The organism is Runella defluvii (genome assembly GCF_014195535.1).
Classification (GTDB): domain Bacteria; phylum Bacteroidota; class Bacteroidia; order Cytophagales; family Spirosomataceae; genus Runella; species Runella defluvii.
The window spans coordinates 243,955-265,475 of record NZ_JACIBY010000007.1; the positions used below are offsets into that span (position 1 = coordinate 243,955).

General features: G+C 45.6%; 16 protein-coding genes. All 16 read left to right on the top strand.

Annotated elements, in window-relative coordinates:
• The first annotated feature begins 43 nt into the window (after nt 1-43).
• Nucleotides 44-952, top strand: a complete 909-nt coding sequence (locus FHS57_RS18015; RefSeq protein WP_183976117.1) for a helix-turn-helix domain-containing protein — start codon at nt 44-46, stop codon at nt 950-952.
• A 117-nt stretch (nt 953-1,069) separates the two neighbouring features.
• Nucleotides 1,070-2,632 (top strand): GDSL-type esterase/lipase family protein, encoded by a 1,563-nt coding sequence (locus FHS57_RS18020; RefSeq protein ID WP_183976119.1) that lies wholly within the window; start codon nt 1,070-1,072, stop codon nt 2,630-2,632.
• A 347-nt stretch (nt 2,633-2,979) separates the two neighbouring features.
• A complete protein-coding gene (locus FHS57_RS18025) occupies nt 2,980-3,969 on the top strand; it encodes a VOC family protein (RefSeq protein WP_183976121.1) in 990 nt (329 codons plus the stop codon).
• Between the two features lie 120 nt (nt 3,970-4,089).
• Nucleotides 4,090-5,175: an alpha/beta hydrolase family protein gene (locus FHS57_RS18030; RefSeq protein ID WP_229601383.1), complete on the top strand. Its 1,086-nt coding sequence runs from the start codon at nt 4,090-4,092 to the stop codon at nt 5,173-5,175.
• Nucleotides 5,176-5,246: 71 nt separating this feature from the next.
• On the top strand, nt 5,247-6,530 hold the full coding sequence (gene hisD, locus FHS57_RS18035) for a histidinol dehydrogenase (protein ID WP_183976125.1): 1,284 nt from the start codon (nt 5,247-5,249) through the stop codon (nt 6,528-6,530).
• 49 nt (nt 6,531-6,579) lie between these two features.
• Nucleotides 6,580-7,404: an SDR family NAD(P)-dependent oxidoreductase gene (locus tag FHS57_RS18040; protein WP_183976126.1), complete on the top strand. Its 825-nt coding sequence runs from the start codon at nt 6,580-6,582 to the stop codon at nt 7,402-7,404.
• 11 nt (nt 7,405-7,415) lie between these two features.
• Nucleotides 7,416-8,174, top strand: a complete 759-nt coding sequence (locus FHS57_RS18045; protein ID WP_183976127.1) for a cyclase family protein — start codon at nt 7,416-7,418, stop codon at nt 8,172-8,174.
• An 89-nt stretch (nt 8,175-8,263) separates the two neighbouring features.
• On the top strand, nt 8,264-9,409 hold the full coding sequence (locus FHS57_RS18050; protein WP_183976128.1) for an FAD-dependent monooxygenase: 1,146 nt from the start codon (nt 8,264-8,266) through the stop codon (nt 9,407-9,409).
• 88 nt (nt 9,410-9,497) lie between these two features.
• The gene (locus FHS57_RS18055; RefSeq protein ID WP_183976129.1) at nt 9,498-10,454 is read left to right on the top strand and encodes a fumarylacetoacetate hydrolase family protein; all 957 of its coding nucleotides are present in this window, start codon (nt 9,498-9,500) and stop codon (nt 10,452-10,454) included.
• Nucleotides 10,455-10,580: 126 nt separating this feature from the next.
• A complete protein-coding gene (locus FHS57_RS18060) occupies nt 10,581-11,720 on the top strand; it encodes an esterase (protein ID WP_183976130.1) in 1,140 nt (379 codons plus the stop codon).
• A 108-nt stretch (nt 11,721-11,828) separates the two neighbouring features.
• The gene (locus tag FHS57_RS18065; protein ID WP_183976131.1) at nt 11,829-13,040 is read left to right on the top strand and encodes an MFS transporter; all 1,212 of its coding nucleotides are present in this window, start codon (nt 11,829-11,831) and stop codon (nt 13,038-13,040) included.
• 139 nt (nt 13,041-13,179) lie between these two features.
• The gene (locus FHS57_RS18070; RefSeq protein WP_183976132.1) at nt 13,180-13,476 is read left to right on the top strand and encodes a Dabb family protein; all 297 of its coding nucleotides are present in this window, start codon (nt 13,180-13,182) and stop codon (nt 13,474-13,476) included.
• A 107-nt stretch (nt 13,477-13,583) separates the two neighbouring features.
• Nucleotides 13,584-14,393 (top strand): sugar phosphate isomerase/epimerase family protein, encoded by an 810-nt coding sequence (locus tag FHS57_RS18075; protein WP_229601384.1) that lies wholly within the window; start codon nt 13,584-13,586, stop codon nt 14,391-14,393.
• Between the two features lie 46 nt (nt 14,394-14,439).
• Nucleotides 14,440-17,751, top strand: a complete 3,312-nt coding sequence (locus tag FHS57_RS18080; protein ID WP_183976136.1) for a glycosyl hydrolase — start codon at nt 14,440-14,442, stop codon at nt 17,749-17,751.
• A gap of 157 nt (nt 17,752-17,908) precedes the next feature.
• A complete protein-coding gene (locus FHS57_RS18085) occupies nt 17,909-18,733 on the top strand; it encodes an alpha/beta hydrolase (protein ID WP_229601385.1) in 825 nt (274 codons plus the stop codon).
• Complete coding sequence (locus FHS57_RS18090) at nt 18,730-21,474, top strand: family 78 glycoside hydrolase catalytic domain (protein ID WP_183976140.1); 2,745 nt, start codon at nt 18,730-18,732, stop codon at nt 21,472-21,474. The genes FHS57_RS18085 and FHS57_RS18090 overlap by 4 nt, the downstream gene beginning before the upstream one ends.
• Nucleotides 21,475-21,521: the final 47 nt, after the last annotated feature.

Genomic DNA, 21,521 nt, shown 5'->3' on the forward strand with positions numbered 1-21,521 from the left:
GTCTCATCCGTTAAATCCGCGTTCCATAAAACCTTGCACCTCTTTGAAAACCGATGCAGTTCCTATTCTAAACCCCTTTGAAATGGGGCAGCTCCATTTTGAGGAGCATTTGGCGTGGCAGTCGTTGTTTGCGCCAACGCATCACTATTTTCACATCAATCGTCTCGAAGATTACAAAGACATGATGCGCTTTCCTTTGCCGCCGCATCGAAAAGTGGTGTATGATTTTGTGTTTTTGACGGAAGGGCAAAGTGTGCGTAGCAAAGGATTAGATAGCTTCTCGTTTTCGGCCAATACTTTTTTCTTTTTACCCGCTTACCAAATCACCAGTCACAAGTCGATGAGTGCCGACGCGCGAGGGTTCTACTGTCACTTCGACCTTGATTTATTGACCAAAAATATCCACCACAAAGAAATTTTGCAGGATTTTCCTTTTCTTCAATTTATTGGAAATCCGTTGGTGTCTGTTGATGAAACAACGCGAGAAACCATCCTATTTTTGCTTCAACGCCTCGAAAAAGAGTACCAAAAGCCCGAAAAACCTGATTTTCGACTTGCACAATTGTATTTGTTGGCATTGATGACCGAAATAAAGCCCTTTGTCGTGGCGGATAAAAAGGTAAGAATCAACGCCGCATCGCAAATAACCGAGCGTTATAAAAATGCACTGGAGCAATTTATTTACCAAAAGCAAAAAATCACAGATTTTGCCGAAATCCTAGCCGTGACGCCCAATCACCTCAATAAATGTGTCAAGGCAACGACGGGTAAATCGGCGCATGAGCTGTTGGACGATATGCTTTTATTGGAAGCCAAAGTGCTTCTAAAACAAACAACGCTGCCCATTGCTGACGTGGCGCTTCGTATAGGCAAAAGCGAACTAAGTGACTTTGGACGTTTTTTTAAGCAGAAAACAAGCTTTACCCCCAGCGAATACCGCAAAATGGATTGATGTGGATTCGTTTTTACCACATAGACCATAGTAGCTTTACACATAGAAAAACATAGATTCGCATTGTTTATTGGCCTATGTGTTTACCAACCAGCTCTTAACCAAAATTGATACAAAATGAAAAAAGCTTTCTTAATTGTTGCCGCTTTACTTTTAGGAGCAAGCCTCGAAAGCCAAGCACAACAAGTCATTCCGTTGTACGAGGGCAAAGCCCCAGGCTCCGAAAACTGGACGTGGACTGAAAAAGAATACGCTAATAATGGATCTAAAAATCGGGTGATTTATAATGTCGTTCAACCGACCTTAACAGTCTATTTGCCAAAGCCAGAAGTGGCCACAGGAACGGCCGTCATTGTAGCACCTGGCGGAGCGTTTCATATTTTATCCATTGATAACGAAGGTATTGATGTAGCAAAGTGGCTAAATTCCAAAGGAATTGCTGCGTTTGTGTTGAAATACCGTTTGGTGCGTATCCTGACCGATAACCCTGTGGCGGAGTTGATGCCTAAAATGCAGGATTTTAAGAAACTGGATGAAATCAATGCACCTGTGGTTGAGATGGCCGTGGCGGATGGTAAAAAAGCCATCGAGTACGTTCGGAGTCATGCCAAAGAGCTTGATATTTTGCCCAACCAAATCGGAATCATGGGATTTTCGGCAGGAGGAGCCTTGACGTTAGGGGTGGGACTGAGTTACACGGCTGCCAATCGCCCCGATTTTATTGCTCCGATTTACCCTAAAACCGATATTTTTGGTCCGCTTAAAGTCCCCGCCGATGCCCCGCCCGCGTGGATTTGTGCCGCTTCCGACGACCAATTGGGCTTTGCTCCGCACGCAACGGCATTGTACGACGCTTGGATTGGCGCAAAAAAAATCGCAGAATTACACATGTATCAAAAAGGAGGACACGGTTTTGGCATGAATAAACAAAAAATACCGACCGATACGTGGTACGAGCGTTTTGGAGAATGGATGAAATTGCAGGGTTTATTGAAAAAACTACGCCCATCTGCCTTGGAATTGAACTATTCGGAAGAGCAGATTGCGAATTTTGAACGCAACGATTGGGCTAATTTCAGTCGCTACAGTGAGGCCAACAAAAAGCTGCCCGCTCCCAAAGAAGGTGAAAATCGCGTCGTATTTTTGGGAAACTCCATTACACAAGGTTGGGTGAGCAAACAACCCGATTTTTTTGCCAAAGGCAACTACATCGGTCGTGGTATCAGCGGACAAACTTCTCCCCAAGCGTTGCTGCGTTTTCGCCCTGATGTGGTGGACTTGAAGCCTAAAGTGGTGGTAATCAACATTGGCATCAATGACATCGCCGAAAACACAGGGCCGTATAACCCCGATTTTACGTTAGGAAACATTGCGTCGATGGTTGAAATTGCCAAAGCCAATGGCATCAAAGTTGTGTTGGCGTCGGTACATCCAGCGTTTGAATTTCCGTGGCGGAAAGATATCAGTGACGTTCCCAATAAAATTATTCGCTTCAACGAGCGCCTCAAGCAGTATGCTCAGTCGCAAGGAGTTGTTTACCTCGATTACCACAGTGCTATGAAAGATAGTCGTAACGGCATGGCGCCCGATATTGCCGAAGACGGCGTTCACCCAACCCTGAAAGGATACCAAATAATGGCACCACTGGCCGAAGCAGCAATTGCCAAAGCGCTGAAATAAATTAATGTGCAGGAGGTTTCTCAAAACCTCCTTAAATAAGCCTCGGTAGAGGCGTAAAGTTTGTAGTTAACGTGTAGGAGGTTTCTCAAAACCTCCTTAAATAAGCCTCGGTAGAGGCATAACGTTTGTACCTAACGTGTAGGAGGTTTCTCAAAACCTCCTTTTTTTGTGTAAAGGCATAAAAATTGATATAAAATTAGGAATATTAGAAGACTAAATTTGAAAATGGATTGATTTTGTAGAATAGTTGCGTCTTTTAGATTAACAACTGCTGCGTAAAATATTGAAACTTTGCATTGAAAAATAGGACTAAATAAAGCGATATTCAACTTTAAAAACATACGTTAGTGGCAAAGAATCCGCATTTCCTTTCGCAAATGGCCCACATAGAGGTGCTAACAACCGACCTTGAAAAGTCGGTCTATTTCTTCCGAGATGTCGTTGGCATGGACGAGACAGGGCGTGAAGAAAACTCAGTGTACCTCCGTGCTTGGGGTGATTATTTTCATCATACGTTAAAATTAACCCAAAGTGAGCAATCGGGTTTGGGGCACATTGGATGGCGGGCGGATAGCGCCGAAGCGCTGGAAGAATGTGTAGCGCATTTGGAAAGCTTAGGCGCGGGTAGAGGCTGGGTAGATGGGGATTTAGGACACGGGAAAGCGTATCGTTTTCAGTCGCCCGATGGTCACATACACGAGGTATTTTGGGACGTAGTTTGGCTTCGCGAAACGGGCGAGCGCGGCAGTGTCTATGCTGACCGTTATGCAAGCAATCGCTTGAAAGGAGCGAACCCTCGCCGATTTGACCACGTAACCTACATGGTAGCCAAAGGGAAATACGCCGCTGAAAAGGCATTTTGGCAAACATTTGGACTCAAAAACCCTGACGAAATACGAATTGCGGACGAAATACCACCTGTCGGTGGATTGTGGACCATTGGAAACCTCTCGCATGACATTGCCGTCTTTACTGACCCTAATATCGGTGAAAATGAGGCCGTTTTGAACCACATTTGTTGGAACGTCGATAGCCGCGAAGAGGTACTTTTAGCATTGGATTATTTCATCGAAAAAGGCTTCAAGAGTGTAATGGGAGCACCCACGCGTCACAAGGCCGACGAAGGCTTCTTTATTTACATCCAAGACCCAGGCAGCGGGGTTTTATTTGAATACTATGCTTGCGCTCGTTTGGTGTTTGCGCCTGACCATCAGGATGTTCACTACCTAAAAGATAACCCGAACGATGCGTGGGGAAGCGTGAATCCATTTGCCGAAATGGCCAAAGGAAAAAAACTCGGCCTTACCGACGGACAAGTAAAACCAGTTGATATTTAATGTAGTGATAAGTGATGAGAGTTAAGAGATAAGTGTTTCGTAACTCTCATCACTCATCTCTTATAGCCCATCTCTCATAACTCATCACTCAAAATGTGGCATTATTTTCCTGGGCAGTATATGCCCTCATATCAAGTCAATCGTGCATTAACTCAGGCCCATTACGGGGGTGGAGAGTTTGCCGAAATTTTGGAAGTAGCAAGTGAAATCGACCCACTCGACCGCGAGAGTTTTAACCGTGCTTGGGTAAAAATGGGCGATAAAGTCTATGACAAAGCAGAAGCCTATGCACAGGCCAATCAGCGCGTGTCGGCGCGACGTACCTACTTGCGGGCGTTCAATTACTTACGTACGGCTGAGTTTTTTATGACTCTGCACGACGAACGCAAAATTCCTTATTACCTCAAATGCCGCGATGCCTTTATCAAAGCCATTGATTTGTTCGATGAACGACCAATAACGGTTGATATTCCGTTTGAAGGCTCAATACTTCCTGCCTATCTTTTTAAACCAGTTGGCGTTGCAAATCCGCCAGTAGTGGTCATGTTTGGTGGGTTGGACAGTTTGGCCGAAGAGCTTTACTTCGGAATTGCCCAACACCTTAATGAACGCGGAATAGCCATGATGGCCGTCGATGGCCCTGGACAAGGAGCGGCTTTGCGCTTGAATCACATTCATACCCGCTATGACTATAATGTGGCTGGGACGGCAGTATTGGACTATATTATTGAAAATCTCGGCGAGCATGTCGATACCGCTCGGGTAGGGGTTGGGGCTGTTTCGATGGGGGGCTACATGGCGGCACGCTGTGCGGCGTTTGAGCCTCGTTTTAAAGTGTGTATGATTTTTGGCGCGGTTTGGTCGTACTACGACATTTGGAAAAACCGTCCAGACAATCACCCATTGGCCGAAATCGTACAACATATCGTAGGAGCCGACAACATGACCGAAGCCCGCGAGCGTCTTAAATACTTTACGTTAGAAGGTGTTGCCGAAAAAATTCAATGCCCAACTTACATTCTCCACGGCGAAGACGACCGCCAAAATTTTGTGGAAAATGCCTACAAAGTAAACGACGCCTTGACTTGCGAACACGTGATGGAAATCGTGCCGAAAGAAGAAAGTGGCTCTGCTCACTGCTCAGTCGATGATTTTACCAAGACTTTTAATATGTACGATTGGATTGAAAAAAAGATTAAGAGTTAGTCACTGGTGATTGGTTACTGATAATTGGAGAAACCTTACCTGCACCTAATTACCAATCATAAACTACTAAAATGGTTACCCAAATAAAAAAAGGAATTACGTACGCCGAAAGCAAAGAAGCAGATCTCAAAGTGCGTGCTTTGGTAGAAGAAATGCTCGAAAATGTGGCGCAAAATGGTGATAAGGCCGTACGTGAGTATTCGACAAAGCTTGATCATTGGTCGCCCGAAAGTTTCCGACTTTCGGACGAAACGATTGAGGAAATTGTCGCGTCGTTGCCCGAACAAGTGATTCAAGACATTACGTTTGCCCAAACCCAAATTCGGAATTTTGCCCAAATCCAACGCGAATCTATGCGTGATGTGGAGGTCGAAACCCTTCCTGGGGTGATTTTGGGGCATAAACATATACCTGTCAACTCGGTGGGTTGTTACGTGCCAGGTGGGCGCTACCCGATGGTAGCCTCAGCGCACATGAGCGTACTTACGGCTAAGGTTGCGGGGGTGAAGCGCGTGATTGCGTGTACGCCACCCATCAAAGGTGAAATCCCCGCCGCTACTGTTGCAGCGATGTACATGGCAGGTGCTGATGAAATTTACCTCCTTGGGGGCGTTCAGGCCATTGCTATGATGGCGTTGGGGACGGAAACCGTAAAGCCCGTTGATATGCTCGTAGGCCCAGGAAACGCCTACGTGGCCGAGGCCAAACGGCAATTGTTTGGAAAAGTAGGAATTGACCTTTTTGCGGGTCCTACCGAAACCTTGGTGATTGCCGATGATACCACGGATGTCGAAACCTGCGCCACCGATTTGCTCGGACAAGCAGAACACGGGCCTACGTCGCCTGCGGTATTGTTAACCACGAGCAAAACCATCGCCGAAGGCATCGAACCCGAAATTCAACGCCAATTGGCCGTTTTACCGACGGCCGATATTGCGAGTGTTTCGTGGCGAGATTACGGACAAGTCATTTTGTGTGACACCGTGGATGAACTGGTGGCCGAAGCTGACCGCATCGCCAGTGAACACGTACAAGTAATGACTGAAAATCCACGGTATTTCTTGGACAAAATGACCAACTACGGTGGGTTGTTTTTAGGCGATAAAACCAACGTTGCTTATGGCGATAAAGTCATCGGCACCAATCATACATTACCTACCAAAGAAGCAGCTCGTTACACAGGCGGACTCTGGGTAGGCAAGTTCCTCAAAACTTGTACCTACCAAGAGGTTCGTACTCCAGAAGCCAGCGCATTTATTGGAGAATATTGCTCCCGACTTTGCGCCATCGAAAACTTCTGGGGCCACAAAGAACAAGCGGACTTACGGGTGAGAAAATATACGAGCGATAAGTGATGAGAGCGAAGTGATAAATAAAAGTTTACGAGGTTTAAAAGTAAATAGTATGGACAAAGAAAACTCATCACTAAACTCTCATCGCTCATCTCTCAAAGTTGTTCTCGTCACAGGCGGTGCAGGGGAAATCGGGTCGGCCATTTGTAAAAAGTTTGCTCAAAATGGCTATTCAGTGATTGCTACGTACAACAGTAATTCTGCCAAAGCTGAGAGGCTACTAGCTGAGTTGAATGTAATTTCTGAGTCTAAAACTCAACACTCATCGTTCATCACTCATCACTCAATTTTCCACGCCCCAACCACCGATGCTCAAAAAGTAGAGGAGTTGAAGGCATTTGTGGCCGAAAAGTATGGAAAATTAGATGTCTTGGTTAATAATGCAGGCATTACAACGCCCGTACCGCACGATGATTTGGAAGGCTTGACCGACGAATGGATTGATAAAATCATGCAGACAAATTTCCGAGGTTCGTTTGCCATGTGCAGAGCGATGAAAGAACTATTAGAAAACTCATCACTCATCGCTGAGCACTCATCGTTAATAGTCAACATCTCCTCCATTGCTGGTATTTACGGCATCGGTAGCAATGTGGCGTATTGTGCCTCCAAAGCGGCGATTGATTCCATGACGCGTTCGTTGGCGCGTGTGTTGGCACCCAAAATCAGGGTAGTGTCGGTGTCGCCAGGATTTGTGGAAGGAGAATACACCAAAAATTTTGACCAACAATTCCTGCAAAACCAGCGAGATAACACGCCATTGGGGCGTTTTGCAACGGGGAACGACGTAGCACAGGCTGTGTTTGCCTTGGCGACCTCACTTACATTTACCACGGGTACAATTCTGACCGTTGATGGCGGTCGATTATTGAAATAAATTCTTACAAAATGAAAATAATAGACCTTTCAGTAACTATTTCGGAAAAGATAAAAGAGCCGCTCCCAACCAAAATTGTCTATGAAGACCACAAAGAAGGGGCAAAAAAAATGGGTGGAAAACTCTTTGAAGGCTTGACCGATGTGTTTATCGACGGAAACGGCCCTGCGGGTGAATTTTTGACCGTAACGAGTCATTGTGGTACGCACGTCGATGCGCCGTATCATTATTTTCCAACTTCTGAGGGAAAACCAGCCCGTACGATTGATGAAATGCCGTTAGAATGGTTTTTTCAAGATGGCGTTGTCCTTGATTTTACCGATAAACCCGACGGCTATATGTTTGAGCCAGAGGATTTACAAGAGAAATTAGAGGCTATCGGCTATAAACTGAAACCATTGGATATTGTCTTGATTCGTTGTGATGCGGATAAGCGTATTCATGACGATGATTTTGTAAAAATTCACGTGGGAGCATCGGCAAAAGCCACGCACTGGCTTATTGACCAAGGCATTAAAGTAATGGGTACCGACGGTTGGGGTTGGGATATTCCATTGCATATTCAAGCAGCAGATTTCAGGGAGAATCCTCGTCCAGGCATTATCTGGCAAGCGCACTATGTAGGTATCAAAAAAGAATATTGTCAAATCGAAAAACTGGCAAATCTTGACCAATTGCCACCTTTTGGTTTCAAAGTGGCTTGTTTCCCTGCCAAAATCGAAAAAGCAAGCGCTGGCTGGACGAGGGCGGTAGCGATTTTGGAAGATTAGTGATAAACGATGAGTAAAACTCATTTGTAGGTTTTTCAAGAGTAATCAATCGTCAATCGAATCAATCCTAAACCGTAAATTAAAATACCGTGGTAAAAAAAATATTGGTAGTCGGAGCTGGCATCGGAGGACAGTCAGTGGCGATCGGTCTTAAAAAAGCAGGTTTTGAAATAGACGTTGTCGAAATCCATAAAGAATTTAACGTTTATGGTGTCGGCATTATTCAGCAGGCCAACGCGCTTCGGGCGTTAGATGCCATTGGCGTAGCCGACGAGGTCATGCGGAGAGGCTCACCTTATGGTAAAGTGAAACTTTGTTTGCCTCATGGCAACTCGCCGTTTGGCGTTCAGATTGGCGAAGCAGGAACGCCACCAATTGGTCGTTTTCCAAGCCATAATGGTATCTCTCGCCGAATCTTACACGATGTACTTTTTGAAGAAGCTCAAAAAGTAGGCTTGAAATACCGCATGGGAGTGACTGTTGAGTCCATTGATAATCAGCCTGATGCTGCTAAGGTAACGTTTACGGATGGTACTTCTGCTACCTACGATGTTGTCATCGCCGCCGACGGAGTCAACTCAAAAGTACGCAAGCTCATTTTTGGCGAGTTCAAATCTACTTACGTAGGTTTGTCGGTGTGGCGCTATGCCTTTAAGCGTCCTGCGAGTTTGGATACGGGGTATATTTTCTTTAATAAAAAACACAAGCTGGGAGTCATCCCGATGACGGCTGAGTTGTGTTATATTTTCCTTAATTCGGCGGAGGGAGACAATCCAATTATCCCTGAAGACCAATTGGTTGAGAAGTTGAAAAGCTACATGTCGGCTTATCCGATTCCGCTGGTGCAAGAGCTTATCCCTCAAGTAACAGACCCTACATTGGTCAATTATCGCACGCTTGAAACCCTCCAAATGCCAGCGCCTTGGTACAAAAACCGAGTCGTAGTGTTGGGAGATGCCGCGCATACGACGATTCCGCAATTGGGGTCGGGGGCGGCGTTAGCCATCGAAGATGCCGTGGTTTTGATTGAAGAATTGCAAAAGGAAGGTTCAGTAGAAGAAGTCTTTGAACGATACATGACCCGCCGCTATAATCGCTGCAAAATGGTGGTGGATGTTTCGGAAACCTTGGGGGCTTGGGAATTGCTCGAATACAATGACCAACCACTACCTGAAGGGGCAAACATGGGGATGCTTATGGGAAAAACAGGCATGGCGTTGACTCAGGAAATTTAGTTAATGGTTACTTGTTATTAGTAAATCAGTTTTAAATGCCATTGGTACTGTAAGCAATAACCAGTTTACCAATAAACCAATAACCCAAATGAAACTAATCACATTTTTAAATAAAAGCCAAGAATCACGCATTGGCTGGCTTGTAGGAGAAAAGGTAGTAGATATGCAGTTGGCGAGTTCTCAATTGCCGACGGACATGCTCACTTTTATAGATAACCACGAAATTTATTTCGAAATTATTCAATCGTTAGGCGATGTAGCACCGCATTATTCGTTGGCTGATGTGCAACTTTTAGCACCGCTACCCAATCCACGAAGTTTTCGGGATTATATTGGGTTTGAGATGCACATGCAAAACGCTTCTCGCTCGTTTGGACATAAAATTGGCCCTGCTTGGTACGATATGCCCATTTTTTATTTTACCAATCACCAAGCCATTTATGGTCCTGAGGCCGAAATCAAACGCCCAACCAAGGAGACGAAGCTCGATATTGAGTTAGAAATGGCCTGTATCATTGGCAAGAAAGGAAAAGACATCAAAGCGGCTGATGCTCGTCCATATATTTTTGGTTATACGATTTTCAACGATTGGACGGCGAGAGCAATCCAAAAAGTAGAGATGGAGATTCCGTTGGGGCCGCATAAAGGCAAAGATTTTGCCAATGCGATTGGCCCTTGTATCGTCACGGCCGATGAAATGGAGCAATACCGCGTTCCGTTTGACCCCACGGTTTTTCAAGAGCCCATCAGCGTACCAAAAGTGGCAGGTGACAGACTGAACCTGAAAATGACATCTCGTATCAACGGTCAGACGGTGTGTGAAGGAAATTACAAAACATCGTACTATAGTTTCGAGCAAATGATTGAGCGGGCTTCTGAAAACAACGTAACCCTCATGCCAGGCGATATTCTTGGTTCTGGTACACTCGGTTGGGGTAGTTTGATTGAAAACAATTTTACGGTTCATCGCTCCCTCGAACCTGGCGATGTCGTAGAACTGGAAATTGAAGGTATTGGTATTTTGAGAAATAAAGTAGTGTCCTAATCGCGCACAACTGATTGATTTTGCATAAACTTCCTCTTTTTTTGCCCATTTTTCTTGCTCATGTTAAATTAGCTTTGTGTAATTATATATTGAAATAATGCCAAAGTTTAACTCTTATAAAAAGCAATGAAAAAACTAACGTTTACCTTTTTTACTCTTGCAGTTACCACTGCTGTTTTTGCTCAATTTCCGCAGCGAACGCCAACCCCCAATGATACCTTACAATCGGTGAGGCAACTGGCTGACGGTAAAGTGAAACTCAGTATTTATGCCCCCAAAGCTTCGGAAGTAACGGTTTCTGGCGATTTTCCAAACGGTTTTCCTGCCGCTAAACTGCAAAAAGACGAAGTAGGAGTGTGGTCGTTTACGACGGCAACGCGCGTGTCCCCTAATGTCTATACGTACGATTTTAACGTGGACGGATTAAAGGTATTTGACCCAAAAAATGCCCAGTACAAAGAATCAAACAGCGGTGTGTCAAACCTTTTTGAAGTAAAGGGGCCTGAAAATGATTTCCAAACGCTCAAGGACGTACCGCACGGAAAAATTGAAAAAGTGCTGTACAAATCAACGGCTTTAGAGGGAGCTTCGCGCCGTTTGCACGTGTATTTACCCCCCAACTACGACGAAATTAGCAAGAAAGAAAAACTGCCCGTGTTGTATTTATTTCACGGCGGTGGGGACAATGATGCTTCTTGGACGACGATAGGGCGGGCCAATTTGATTTTGGACAACCTCTACGCCCAAGGAAAACTCAAACCAATGATCGTGGTGATGCCCGCAGGACACACACACATCCAAGGCTTTTTTATGGGGGCAGGTGCGCAGCAAGACCCTTTCTGCCGTGACATGGTTCAAGACGTGATTCCTTTTGTGGAAAAAACGTATCCCGTTTCCAACAAACGCGAACACCGAGCCATTGCAGGTCTTTCGATGGGAGGCATTCAGGCCATTAACTTAGCCCTTTGGCATCCCGATTTGTTTTCGCAAGTTTTTCCGATGAGTACGGGCTATTTTCCTAATGCCATTGCGGAAATCAAAGAAAAATACGGCGAGGTGATGCGAAACAAAACCATTAACTCTTTCAAAAACTTTAAGATTTATATGGGAGGTGAAGCCGACATCGCGTACCAAAATAACCTAAATATGATGAAGATGTTCGACGAGTTTGGCATCAAATATACCTATGAAAACGGCGGGGGAGCGCATACTTTTTTGGCTTGGCGTCAAAATCTAAAAGACTTCGCACCGCTGTTGTTTAAATGATAAATAAGGCTAAACAAATCACTACGATGAACTTGGCCGTACTACCTCATAGGCTCCCGTTCCTATGAGGTTTTTTTATACCCGAAATCACCCTAAAACCTATTCTCGATGAGCACTCCAACTGAACAAGGTATTTCTACGACGTCTAAAAAAGGATTATTTACCTACGAAAACGGCATCGTCTTAGTGATGGCGCTGACCTTCGGTTGCCTTTTCTTTGACCGCCTCGCGCTTAATTTTTTAATGCCCTATGTGGCCAAAGACCTTCAACTCAACAACACCCAAATCGGTCTTTTGGCAGGAGCATTGTCACTGGCATGGGCTTTTTCGAGTTTTTTCTCTACCGCTTGGGCCGAAACGAACAACAAAAAGAAAGCCGTTTTTGTCATTGCCGTTTTTGTATTTTCGATTTGCTCGGTTGGTTCAGGCTTGGCCACTTCGTTCGTAACCTTGCTTTTGGCTCGGCTACTCATGGGTTTGGCCGAAGGGCCTGTTATTCCATTGGCGCAAAATTTTGTTGAGCGCGAGTCTTCACCGCACCGCCTCGGCGTGAATGCAGGAATTTTACAAGGAATGGGTTCGGCACTGTTTGGGTCTATTTTAGCGCCCGTGGTTTTAGTGCAAATTGCCGAAAACGTGGGATGGCGCAATGCTTTTTACATTGCAGGGGCACCAGGGTTACTTTTGGGACTTATTTCATGGGTATATGTCAAAAAATCAACCGCAGAAAGTACACACATCAAAGAAACGTCCACGCTCAATCTTTCCGAGTTACTACAATACAATAACGTTAAATGGGGGATTCCTGTGGCCTGTTGTGTGTTTGGTTGGTGGTTTGCTGCGCTACCGTTTATTTCCAATTATTTCGTCAATGCCCAAGGCATGAGCGCCGACGAAATGGGGAAAACGATGGGGTTATTAGGGGTTTCAGGGTTGTTTTCTTCCATTCTTGTCCCTGGCCTTTCGGATAAAATAGGGCGAAAAAAAGTGATTCTATTTTTCTGTGGGGTAGGCGCTTGTTACCCTTTTGCCGTCTATTTCTTAGCTGGTTCGGGGGCTCATTTGCCCGTTATGTTTCTTACCTATTTTATGATGGGGCTCATTCCATTGGTCGCGGCTGTGGTCCCTTCTGAAGCAGTCCCCGAACATCTCAAAGCCAAAGCCATCGGGTTGATAACTGGCATTGCCGAAATTGTGGGGGGCGTGCTAGTTCCTGCTTTGGCGGGATTACTTTCTGACGCTGTTGACCCCTCTGCTTTCTTGTGGATTGCGGCAAGTTTGGCATTAGCAGGGCTTGCTTTTTCAACGAAACTGAAATAACGTAAAATTATTATTGTCTAAAATTAAGACAATATCAGGTAAGTACAGGATGATTTCTGTATAAAAGAAATATTTTTTTGTACTTATAGTAGCAAAAATGCTTCTCGTATTCAAAATATCTTAGTGCTTGCCTACAATTATGCTTCGACATTCCGTCATTCTGAAATTAAAACCCTCATTAGGTGCTGACGAGCAACGCGCTTTTTTCAAAGCAGTTGATTCTCTCGCTACGCTTCCAAATGTTCAAAAGTTTGAGGTGTTGAAACAGATAAGCCCTAAAAACAAATTTGAGTACGGGATTTCAATGGAGTTTGCGACTCAAGAACACTATGATTTTTATACAAATCATCCAGAACACGAGGCTTTTATCCAGGATTTTTGGCTAACATCTGTGGACGATTTCTTGGAAATAGATTATCAAAAAATAAGCTACTAAGTGTGCCTCCTTGAGATAAACATGGCGATAATCAACTAATACACAGTGATATGAAAGGGATGTTTCAATGTCCAAAGAGTAACATTATAAAATTGACAATACTTCTGATGTATTGTTTCTCAATCGTATCATACGCTCAAAGTAAAGCAACCTCGGTCGATTGGAAACTAGGGGTGGCGCTTTATACCTTTAGTACCGCATCATTTCCCGACCAATTGGCCTACGCCGACAGTGCTTCCTTAAAGTACGTGGAAGGGTTTGTGTTTGCCAAAGCAGGAAAAGAACTCCAAGACTCGGTGTTATTTCGGCTTTCGCCGTCGGGGCTTCAGCATTTGAAAAAGCAGATAGCTGATAAAGGGCTTAAAATGGAGTCGATTTACATCATTGGAGGTAAAACCGTGGCCGACTGGAAACGCGATTTTGACATAGCCAAAGCGTTCGGAGTTAAATACGTGACGGCCGAACCACCCCGAAATTTATGGAACAGCGTGGATAGTTTGGCGGGTGCTTATGGGGTGAAAGTGGCTTTGCACAACCACTGGAAAGGAAACAGTATCTATTGGCATCCCGACTCGCTATTAGCAGCGTTGGAAGGACATCCCAACTTCGCGGCTTGTCCCGATTTGGGGCATTATCCAAAATCAGGAATAAATCCAATTCTAGCCTTGAAAAAACTGCAAGGTAAAATCATTGGCATTCACCTAAAAGACATCGCGGAATACAACAATAACAAACTCCAAGATGTGCCTGTAGGAACGGGAGTAATCGACTTCCCAGCGGTTTTTGACGAATTGAAGAGCCAAAACTACAAGGGATATATCATGATTGAACGTGATACCAAAGAGAAGCCGTCGAACCTTTCCTCGGTGAAGCAGACGGTCAATTTTTATTATAAAACGCTATCCATCCCCCGCTGAGGTAGGCAGCTAGTGTGCGCTCTTTTTTACCAACAACTCTAATTGAATGAGAATGAAAACGAAAATTCAAGCTGTTGTAGCCTTGCTACTCGTGTCGAGTGTAGGAGGTTATGCCCAAGACAAAACTCAATTTCAAACACCGCCCAGCTCGGCCAAGCCGCGTGTTTGGTGGCATTGGATGAACGGAAATATCTCCAAAGAAGGCATCCAAAAAGACTTAGAATGGATGCAACGTGTGGGTATCGGCGGGTTTCAAAACTTTGATGCCAACTTGTTTACGCCCGTCGTAGTGCCCAAAAAGCTTGTCTTTATGACACCCGACTGGAAAGATGCTTTTAAGTTTACTACGCAATTGGCCGACCAAAAAGGGCTCGAAATGGCCATAGCAGGTTCGCCAGGCTGGAGTGTGACGGGCGGCCCTTGGGTTAAGCCCGAAGATGCCATGAAAAAATACGTTTGGACCGAAACTCGGATTGAGGGAGGAAAACCATTTTCAGGGAAATTGCCCCGACCTTCGGACATAACGGGAAAATACCAAAATGTTGAAATAGGAGCAGGAGGACTCACGGGGGGATTTGTGGGTGAAAAACCTAAATTTTACCAAGATGCGTTGGTGATTGCGTACCGACTTCCCAATTCGGAAAAAACGCTGACTGAATTAGCGCCTAAAGTGAGTTCGAGCGGAGGAAGTTTTGCGCTGAAAGAATTGACAGATACTGATTTAAGTAAGGCTACGTTGTTGCCTCCAATGGCGGTAGGGCAAGAGATGTGGCTTCAGTACGAATTTGAAACCCCACAAACATTTAAAGCATTTTCTTTGGCAGGCGCCAACGAGGGTGCATTGTCAGAGTTTCGGGGAAATCCTGAAAACCGAACGTTGAAAGTAAGCGACGACGGTGTGAATTTTCGTGAAATTGCCAAAGTGTCAGGAAGTACCGTTCCTTACAACACCGTAGCCATTGCTCCGACCACGGCGAAATATTGGCGGATGTGTTGGAAAACCCTTGCGCCTGCTCCCAATATGTTTGCTGCCATGGCAGGTCGCCCTGCCGAAGAGCCTAAACCTGAAGGGGTTCACGTGGCCGAGTTTGTGTTGCACAGCAATAGCCGCATCGACCAGTTGGAAGATAAAGCAGGTTTTACACCTTGGAAAGAGAGTAGCCCCTCAAGCAGCCCCCTAAGCCCCAATGGGGGGATTGAAACCATTCCCACCTCAGATGTTATTGATTTAACATCTTTGATGCAACCTGATGGTACACTCAATTGGGAAGCCCCTATTGGGAGTTGGGGGGTGATTCGTCTCGGTTATTCACTTACAGGTCGTCAAAATCACCCAGCGTCTCCCGAAGCGACTGGTTTAGAGGTAGATAAATTGAATAAAGAGGCCGTTCGTCGTTACATCAATACCTATTTGGACATGTACAAAGACGCCACGGGAGGATTGATGGGGGCTAAAGGTCTCAATTACATGGTGTTGGATAGCTACGAAGCGGGACACATGAACTGGACCAAAAGTTTTCCTGATGAGTTCAAAAACCGCCGCGGGTATGACCTTCGCCAGTGGGTGCCTGTCTTGACGGGCAGAATCGTGACATCATTGGAGGCAAGTGAGAAATTCCTGTGGGATTTTCGTAAAACGATTGGTGAGCTGATTGCCGAAAATCACTACGATGTGATTGGAGAAGAATTGAAGAAACGCGGCATGAAACGTTATACCGAAAGCCATGAAAATGGACGGATTTATTTGGCCGACGGCATGGACGTAAAACGCAACTCAGACATTCCAATGTCGGCCATGTGGACGCCAGGGAGCTTGGCGGGTGGAAACGACGAGGAAGTGCGGAGCGAGGCAGATATTCGTGAATCGGCTTCGGTAGCCAATATTTATGGAAAACCCATCGTGGCGGCAGAATCAATGACGTCGGTGGGGAAACCCTTTCAAGAATATCCTGAAAAATTGAAACGTACTGCTGATTTGGAAATGGCGTCGGGTTTGAACCGATTTGTGATTCACACGTCCGTTCACCAACCGCTCGATGATAAAAAACCAGGGTTTTCGCTTGGGCCATTTGGACAGTATTTTACCCGCCAAGAGACGTGGGCCGAAGCGGGAGGCAAAGCATGGATGTCGTACTTGGGGCGTAGTTGTTATTTACTTCAACAAGGCCGCAACGTCGCGGATATTTTATACTATTATGGCGAAAACAACAACGTGACGTGGATTAGTCGCGAAAAATTGCCCTCAATTCCAGCGGGTTATGAATTTGATTATGTCAATTCTTCCGCACTATTAAATGCCATTAAGGCTCAAAATGGTAAACTCGTGGCGCAAAGTGGTAATACGTACAGCCTGTTGGTACTGGATGAATCGGCGAAACTGATGACCTTGCCTGTTTTGAAAAAAATTCGTGATTTGGTCAAAGCAGGGGTAAAAGTAGTCGGTGAAAAGCCGCTAAAATCGCCAAGTTTGTCCGATAATGAGGGTGAATTTCAGTCGATTGTGAATGAAATTTGGTCAAATCCAAACGTCAATGTAGAGACGTTGCATGCAACGTCTCTACCAAAACCCGACGTAATTATTTCAAATACCCCCAATAAAATCCTGTATCGCCACCGACAGGTTCAAGAAACCGATATTTATTGGTTAAATAACCGTAGCGACAACCCTACCAATGCCGAAGTGAGTTTTCGGGTAACGGGCAAAGTACCAGAAATATGGAACCCACAAACGGGCAAAGTCGAAAAAGTAAGTTACCAAATGAAGGATGGACGCACGATTGTTCCTTTGAAATTTGAATCATGGGATGCGTTTTTTGTTGTTTTTAAAGACAAAGCCACGGCCAATAACTACGCCAAGGCTGCTACTAAAGAAACGCCCCTGAGCCAAATGTCGGGCGCATGGCAAGTAAGCATTGCAGGTAAAAGCGCAACGATGGATAAACTGACTTCTTGGAGTGAAAATACCGATGTTGACATCAAATATTTCTCAGGTACTGCCACGTACAACAATAATTTCCAAATAAATACCCCCATTGGGCGGTCTGCCGATGCGGGCAAGGGGGCTGTTATTCTTGATTTGGGTGAGGTTAAAAATATCGCGGAGGTGATTGTGAACGGTAAAAACGTAGGTACTGTTTGGAAAAAGCCGTTTAAAATCGACATTACTTCGGCGGTGAAAGAAGGTAATAATACCCTTCAAATCAATGTTACCAATAGCTGGGTCAACCGCCTTGTGGGGGATGCACAGCCCGATGTTAAGGAAAAAACGACCTTCACAACCATGCCGTTTTACCGAAAAGATTCACCTTTGGTTCCTTCAGGGTTAGTAGGAGAGGTGAAGGTATGGCAAGTGAAATAATAGAAACAATGAACGAAAAGTAAGAGGCGGGGCAACCCGCCTTTTATATTGGAAAAAAGTTTGCCAAACCTGCCTGAATATGAACTTGTCACGCTTAACCTTTTGCTTTTTACTACTGATACAAACGGGGCTTGCCTTTGGCCAGAAACCCAACCCGATGATTAAATTTTTTCCGCAGGGCACGGTTTTGCACGGAAATATTCCTTACAACAATGATACGTTGTCTAAGCACTTGCTGGACATTTATTTGCCCCCAAACCCCAAAAATAAAATGCCGTTGGTGGTTTGGGTTCATGGCGGTGGGTGGTTGGTCAACGACAAATATGCCGACATGGGCTACATGAAAAGCACCATTTCGGAGCTTCTCAAGAGCGGATTTGCGTTGGCGTCCATTGATTATCGTTTTGCCTCGCAAGCTGTTTTTCCCGCACTTATTCAGGACTGCAACCGTGCTATTTCATTTTTGTACGACAATGCTGCTCAATATGGGTACGACAAAAATCGCATAGCCTTAATGGGTTTTTCGGCGGGGGGGCATTTGGCTTCGTTGATGGCTTTGTCCAAAAACAATAAAATAGAATCGTTTTTTATGCCAAACACTTCTAAAGCGTTTACGTTTAAAGCGGTGGTTGATTTTTATGGGCCTTCCGATTTGACTTCACTTAATTCGAGTGAAAATCCAAAGGCCAACGAAGGGGTATTGCTAGGGGCTGCGCCCATTGACCGTCCCGATTTGGCCAAAATTGCCAGTCCAGTTACGTATGTTGACAAAAATGACCCGCCTTTTTTAATCATCCACGGCGAAAAAGATGAAAGCGTGCCCAATCGTCAATCAAAATTGCTGAACGGTTGGTTGAAATCCGTGGGCGTTCAAAGCGATTTAATCATTGTCAAAGACGCCCCGCATTTTGGGGTGATGTTTGATGCCCCCGAAATTCGTTCTCGAATCCTGAGCTTTTTAAAAGAAACCCTAAAACCATGAAGTTGGTCAGAAAATCTTGCTTGTTTGCGCTGGTTTTGGTTCATTATCAGGTATTAGCGCAGTTGAGTGTCTCAAAGTTGACTTGCGAATACATGGACAATCCTTCGGTGGTGGATGAAAAACAGCCGAGGTTGTCGTGGGTAAATCTTGCCCAAAACAACGATAGAGGCCAAAAACAAACGGCTTACCAAATTCGGGTAGCTACCAGCCGAACGGCGCTCGCCACGCCCGATTTGTGGGATAGCGGCAAAATCAGCAGTGAGGTTTCTCATCGGGTGCGTTATGCAGGAAAAGCCTTGGCATCGCGCGACAATTGTTTTTGGCAAATTCGGGTATGGGATAAAAATGGAAAGCCATCAGCTTGGAGTTCGGTAGGGCAGTGGCGGATGGGTTTGTTGAACCCCACCGACTGGAAAGCCGAGTGGATTGGAGCGCCTTGGCAAGGAGAGGAGGCACTTCCAAAACCTCCAGGAGGACCCAATGAACGCACCAAACTCTTGCCACCACCCGCACCTTTGTTGCGTAAAAGCCTGACAATTACCAAGAAACTCAAACAAGCAGTCGTTTATACGACGGGGTTGGGGTATTTTGAGATGTATGCCAATGGTCAAAAAGTATCCGACGATTTGTTGGTTCCTAACCAAACCAATTACGACAAACGACCGTCGTTGCCCAAAGCTTACATTTCGCTGCCCGACGAATTTCGCGATTACCAAGTGATGTACCTAGCTTACGATTTGACCCATCTTTTAAAACAGGGAAAAAACGCCATTGGAGCTATTCTTGGCAATGGGTTTTACAATGCGCCAAAATTTTGGACGGCGTCGTACGGCTCGCCCCGATTTATTGCACAGCTGCACCTGACCTACCAAGATGGGAGCGAAGAGGTGATTGTGTCGGATACTTCGTGGAAAGCAGCCAAATCGGCCATTCAATCTGACTTGGTATTTGACGGGGAAATATACGATTCGCGCGAAGAGCAGCCCGATTGGTGCCAGCCGACCTTTGATGATTCGCGCTGGGCATCGGCCATCAAACGCCGCACACCTCATGGCCGCTTGGTTGCGCACACGTCGCCTACCGATAAGATTACCAAGGTATTACAGCCAATTTCGGTTCAAAAACTGCCGAATGGGAATTACAAGGTGAATTTTGCCGAAGAAATATCGGGTTGGGTGCGGCTCAAAAACGTATCAGCGCCTGCGGGTCATTCCATCAAAATGACCTTCAACGCCAACGTTTATTCGGGAGAAAATACCTTTATTTTCAATGGTCAAAAGTCCCAAACCTACGCGCCTCGGTTCAATTGGTTTGTATTTAGCGGGGTCGAAATCAGCAATTGGTACGGCGAACTCAAACCCGAACACATCCAGGCTGAGGCCGTTAACACAGACGTGAAGGAAAACGCCGTTTTTGAAACCTCCAATGTGCTGTTTAATCAAATTAACCACATTTGGCGGCGTAGCCAAATGGACAATATGCACGGTGGTATCGCCTCCGATTGTCCACACCGCGAACGTTCTCCCTATACAGGCGACGCGCAAGTGGCTTGCCATACCGTCATGCACAATTTTGACGCCCGTGCTTTTTACAAAAAATGGCTCAATGACATGCTTTCGGCACAAATCCCCGCCACGGGCTACATTCCCAACGGCGCACCTTGGCAACCTGGGTGTGGTGGAGGCGTGGCATGGGGCGCGGCCATCCACGTGATTCCTTGGGAGTTTTACCAACACTACGGCGATGTCGAGCTATTGAAGGAAAATTACGAAGGGATGACGGGCTACATGAAGTACATGAAAACGTGGGTCAACGACGAAGGAATCATGTTTTCGCAGCGGACGGGCAACGATGGAAAGCCCTTGCAATGGTGGAATTTGGGCGACTGGGCAGGGCTGAAAGGAAAACTCCCACCCGATGCGCTCGTACATACGTTTTATTATTGGTTGTGCGCGGACATTACGGCCAAAACGGCCCAAATTTTGGGGAGAGCCCAAGAGGCATCAGCCTACCGAGCCATTGCCGAAAATACCAAAAAGGTATTTGTTTCAAAATTTTATAACGCTCAAAAAGGAACCTTTGGAAAGTATGGTGCGAATATTTTTGCCCTTAAAATGGGACTGGAAGGGACGCAATACAAAGCCGTTGTCGCTTCGTTAAAAAACGACATTGCGGAAGCTGATGGGCATCTTGATACGGGTATTTTTGGCACGCGTTACTTTTTTGAAGTATTGGCCGAAAATGGGCTGAATGACTTGGCTTACAACGCCCTGAACAAGAAAACGTTTCCAAGTTTTGGGCATTGGATTGAGCTAGGAAGTACCACCACCCGTGAGTTTTGGGACGAAGACGGATCACACAACCACCCCATGTACGGGGGAGGATTAAGTTGGTTGTATCGACACTTAGCAGGCATGAAAACCGACGAAAAAGCAACGGGGTATAAGCACATTGTATTTCAACCCATGCCCGTGAAAGAACTGGCCTTTGCCAAGTATTCGACAGAGTCCAACTTTGGAAAAGCAGGAATCGAATGGCGTCAAAACAACGGTTTTGAAATGTTGCTGGACGTGCCCGTTGGAAGCACAGCGACGGTGCATTTTCCCAACGGAGCCAATCGTAAAATTACCGAAAATAACCTCGATATCACCCGCCTCAAGTCAGTGTCTAACCTTCGTGTCGAAGGCGATGATGTGGTGTTTGAGCTTGAGAGCGGTACGTATCATTTCAAAGCGAAGTGATTGGAAAGAGGTGGGGCTAACTAATACTATTTGAAGCCCCACCGCAG